The sequence below is a fragment of the Actinacidiphila sp. bgisy167 genome, from assembly GCF_057707665.1.
On record NZ_JBYIQP010000159.1, the window covers coordinates 1 to 4823 of the forward strand.

Annotated in this window: 3 protein-coding genes and 2 pseudogenes; 4 read left to right on the forward strand and 1 reads right to left on the reverse strand. The window is 62.9% G+C overall.

Annotated elements, in window-relative coordinates:
- Positions 1-183 precede the first annotated feature (183 nt).
- Positions 184-369: pseudogene (locus tag AC3ET4_RS30235) on the reverse strand (IS256 family transposase); the annotation flags it as partial.
- A 69-nt stretch (positions 370-438) separates the two neighbouring features.
- Between AC3ET4_RS30235 and AC3ET4_RS30240 the strand changes: the two are divergent.
- The 4 genes and pseudogenes from AC3ET4_RS30240 to AC3ET4_RS30255 all read left to right on the forward strand — a co-directional run.
- Positions 439-747, forward strand: a complete 309-nt coding sequence (locus tag AC3ET4_RS30240) for a transposase (RefSeq protein ID WP_431955070.1) — start codon at positions 439-441, stop codon at positions 745-747.
- A 5-nt stretch (positions 748-752) separates the two neighbouring features.
- Entirely contained in the window at positions 753-1655 is a 903-nt protein-coding gene (locus tag AC3ET4_RS30245) for an IS3 family transposase (protein WP_431955072.1), read from the forward strand.
- A gap of 342 nt (positions 1656-1997) precedes the next feature.
- Positions 1998-2195 (forward strand): annotated as a pseudogene (locus tag AC3ET4_RS30250) (integrase core domain-containing protein); the annotation flags it as partial.
- 94 nt (positions 2196-2289) lie between these two features.
- The coding region (locus tag AC3ET4_RS30255) for a hypothetical protein (protein ID WP_431955074.1) at positions 2290-4823 on the forward strand (2534 nt) is incomplete at its 3' end.

The following is a 4823-nucleotide window of genomic DNA, read 5'->3' on the forward strand; positions in this document are numbered from 1 at the left end:
GCAGGGCCTCCTGCGCCGACGGCGACAGATGCCGCGCGTCCCCCACCAGATCGCTCACACATCATCAACGACCCAGAACCCAAACCGTTTCGGATCAATAGGGCGTGTTTCGAAAAAACATCGTTGCGTTTAACGTCGGTGGCGGGGAGTAATTGTCAAGACTTGTGGATCAGTTGAGGTGGATCAAGCGGCGAAGGTCTCGTCCTGTTCGACGAGGAGGCCGTTCTCGAAGCGGGCGCCGGCTCGGACGAGGGCGACGAGGTGCGGTGCGGTGACCGCTCGCCAGCGGGCCTGGGCGGACTCAACGAGTTTGAAGACCATCGCGAGGGCCGCGGCCGGGCTGCCGGCGCCGCGGGTGACCTTGGTCCTGAAGTTCCCCCGCTGAGCTGGACAGCCTGATACTGGGACGGTTGAGTCCCGGAGGAAGCAGTCCAGATCGTGAGTGGCAAGAGCAACATGAGTAAGCGGTACACGGCCGAGTTCAAGCGGGACGCGATTGCTCTCGTGCGGTCCTCGCCGCATCGGAACGTCACCGAGATCGCCCGGGAGCTGGGAGTGAGCCCCGAGGGGCTGCGGGGCTGGGTCAAGCAGCCGCAGATCGACCGGGGCGAGGGGCCCTCCGGCGCGCTGACCAGCGATGAGCGCGAGGAACTGCGTCGCGTCCGCCGTGAGCTTGCCGAGGTCAAGAAGGCGAACGAGATCCTGGTAAAAGCCGCTGCCTTCTTCGCGAAGGAGATCGTGAAGTAGACACTGTGTGTCTCTTCATCGATGCGGAGAAGGCTACCGAGGCGAACCCCGGTGGCTACAGCGTCGCGCGGCTGTGCCGCGTCCTGGGCATCAACCGCTCCACCTACTACGCATGGCTCGCGTCGCGGCCTGCTGTCGCCGAACGACAGCGCGCCGAGGAGGAGTTGGCCGGTCAAATCCGCGAGATCCACGCCGCTTCCCGGGGAGCTTACGGCGTCCCACGGGTCCACGCCGAGCTCCGGCGGAAGGGCCATGGCATCAACCGGAAGAAGGTCGAGCGGATCATGCGGGAGCGCGACATCCGCGGCATCACCCGCCGCAGGCGCCGCCACCTGACGAAGCCGGACGCCAAGGCCGCGCCGGCCCCGGACCTGGTCGGCCGCGACTTCACCGCCGCCCGGCCAGGCACGAAGCTGGTCGGCGACATCACGTATCTGCCGACCATCGAGGGCTGGTGGTACCTGGCCACCGTCATCGACCTGGCGACCCGCGAGGTGATCGGCTACGCGATGGCCGACCACCACCGTGCCGAACTGGTCACCGACGCCCTGCGCATGGCCGCCGGCCGCGGCGAACTGCAGCCCGGCTGCATCATGCACACCGACCGAGGCAGCGGGTACACCTCCGGCGAATTCCGCAGGGAGATAAGGAGGTTGGGCCTGAGGCAGAGCATGGGAAGAACCGGCATATGCTACGATAATGCCGCAGCCGAGAGCTTCTTCGGACTGCTCAAAGCGGAGATCGGCACCACCGTCTGGGACAGCCGCGAGGCCGCCCGCGCCGACGTCTTCCGCTTCATTGAAGTCGAGTACAACCGCACCAGGCTCCGCAAGCACCCCGAGTTCGGGTACCTCACCCCACTCGAAACCCGAGCCAGGCTGCAGCACGACTTCACCCCCGCAGCGTAAGCAACCGCTGTCCAAGATCAGGGGGGAACTTCACCGGCACCATCCGCCGCCACCTGATCAACATTCCCGCCCGGATCTCCACCGGTGCCCGCCGCCTCACCCTCCACCTGCCCCAAAGCTGGCGCTGGGAGCACGACTTCGCCGACTTGTGGACGGCGGCCGGACAGCGCATGGTCACCTGACCTGCACGACTGCCCTGTCCGCCCACGACCCGAAAGACCTCGGAGACCCCGCCCCGGACGGCCACCCGGCGATCACCGCTGCCCGCATGCCGAGGAAACGCCCAGAACCCGCCCGACACTCCTGATCAGAAATCACGCGGTGGATCGAGGATCAACGGTGGGCCTTTACAAAACCGAGCTGATCAAGCCTCGACGGCCCTGGAAGGCGCTCTCCCAGGTCGAGCTGGCCACCGCCGAGTGGGTCGACTGGTACAGCCATCGACGGCTCCATGGTGAGATAGGCCACGTCCCGCCGGTCGAGTACGAAGCCAACTACTACACCGAACTCGCGAAACCCCAGGTCACCACCACAATCTGAGATCTCCACCGAACCCGGGGCGGTTCGGTTTGCAAATGGGGCGTACCAGCTCATTCCGACCTTCATGGAAATTTTGACAAGCAAGGACGCGATAATGCCCGATTTTACCAAAGTCTGCTTCGCTGTGGAGCCAGACGTGGCCACCGAAATAGAGCAGCTGTCTGATGCGCGGGCGCAGTTGGCCGCTCTCGCCGCGCACTTCGAGCGCCTCGAAGCCACCGTCCCGCAGACTGGCTACCGGCTGCGGGGCCCTGTCTATCCGGCGGTGGACGCTACGGTGCGCTCGGCCTGGGCGGAGGAGGCCGCGCGAGCTGAGCTGCACCTGAGCAGTCTGTCGCCGGCCCGCCGGGAGGTAGTAGAGCGGGAAGCCGGTCAGATCATGAGCGGGCGGCATCAGGCTCCGCCGATCATCCGCCGGGACGCCATCCCAGGAACGACCGCGGGTGACTATCTCGCGTGGCACGACACCATGCGCACGCTGGTCGCCGCGCTCTTGGACCGTGATCCCCGTTCGGACCTGCCCTTGGTCGAGCGGCCGGCGTATCTGTTGTCGGAACGATTGAGGAGGGAATCCGGCTCCCATGCGGTGAGCGGGGGTCCGGCGGGCATGTGGAACCAGGGGGGTCATCGCGCGGTCGTTCCAGCGAGCTCCTCTTCCCGGGCCGGAGAAACCTCGTCCTCACGTCCAGAAAATTCGACAGCGTCGCGGCGCCGCGGACCGGTATTGCGTGGGGACGGGTCCGCGCTCGATAAGGCTATCCAAAATATCGTTAATGCACATGGCGACCGGAGGCAGATATCCGCCGCATCTCAGGCTTGGATTTCCCAAGTCGAAACCGGGGATACCCCGGTGACGCAGTACCAAGCGGCATGGCTGAAAGAAGTTGGGATCAAAGCGGGAAAGATAATGGTGGTGTCAACTGCCATGGAAAGGCACAATAAGGCAGCTTATGCGAGAATCGCTCCAGAGATGGAGCCGTACATTTCGAGAGAAAAACCAGAAGATGGGCTGGAGGATACTGTCGCCAACTACCCGTATATTGCCCATCCTCGCAAAGCGGACGGCTCACTGCCTGATGCTGCCATCGATGAGTCGCGTGCGATATCCCAGTGGGATCTGGATCATGCCATGATCGACCTTAGGCGGAACGCCGTCATCACGGTTCACAACAATGTAGACGATCGCGCGCTGACTCTGGACCAGATGCTCAATTACCCTGAGCTTAAATCGTTCACAGCCTCGCACTCCTCCGAGGGTAAACGATGGGACACGAACGGTGATTTCGGATCGAAAACGCTCGATTATGAGGGCGTTAAAATCACCTTCTATAGTCACAAAGGTGACAAGCTGGCCCAAGACGGCATGCGCCTGACCACGGAAGCGCTCTCCATTTTGAGGAGAGCCGGTTACGCCCTCCCAGGGCAGCTCAATGTATATATTCCAAAATATTACCGCTCCCTCCTGGTTCAAGGAGGGGAAAGGAACGGGAGGAATATTGTCAGGATCGAAGCAACTTCGGCAAGCAGCACGCTGGATAAAGATAGCTTGGCCGAATTCATGGCGCCGGACAACATAGTCATCACGGCCGCGATTCACACTCCGCCTGCGAGCTCTGGGGGGCTGCGCGCGATTTTCGATGAGCTTGTTCGCCCAGAACTCGGCAACGTTATCCACGAGATGTTCCACTGGCTGGCACACCAGCACAATCCCGGCCACGACACGGATCTGGACTTCGCCAATTTCTCCGACAATAAAGCGCATGAATTTATCGCCACATCCGTAAGCACCTACGCAGCCGAGAACCCTGCAGAATTTATAGCCGAATACGCAACTGCGCGACTGTTCGGAGCAAAAACAGACCCAAATCTTGATAGCTTGTACATGACCCTCGGGGGGGCAGTACAGGAGCGGCCAGGTGTCAAGCCGGCATCGCCCACTCCAAGCGAGGAGGAACAGCATGCTCTACAGAGAAAAGTAGCGCGTCTCACCTCCGGGAAACTTCCCGGAGACCCCACTCCGCAACAAATTCGCACAGCGCACAGGCGCTTGTCTGAGTTCGAGACATGGCTGAATATACCCGAACGCGCGGCCCGCATCGCCCAAATCATCCTGGGTGACGCCCACCTTCAGCTTATGCCACCCCCCCCGCCGCAGTCCTCGGCAGGCGGACAGCAAATTTCGACCGCGGGGTCGAGTCGCCAGCACTCACGGACGGTCGAGCTGTTCCATCTGGTCAACTTGGAACTGGGCAAACTGAACAAGGCTCCGAGCACGGTGGAGGCTGTGGCCGCGGCTCACCAGGCGCTATCGCGTTCCCTGAACTACACCAGGAGCGACGTCCGGGCGCAAGCCGGCGCTGTCGCCAGACACCTCTTGGGTCTTCCCCCTGTGGGGCTTCGGGGAGCGGGGCGTACGCAGGACACGGCCGGATCGAACGAGCAGTACACACCGCTGGCTGGATCGTCCAGGCAGCGCACACCGCAGACCCCGGCCGCTGAAAAGGCTGAAGCGGAACTCGTCGACACCAGCCACCCCGGCCGCCAACTGTCCGAAGAACTCGACGAGGAGTTCACCGCGGATAGCGTGCTGGGCCATACGACAAGTTCCCCCCACCGCCTGACCGCCGA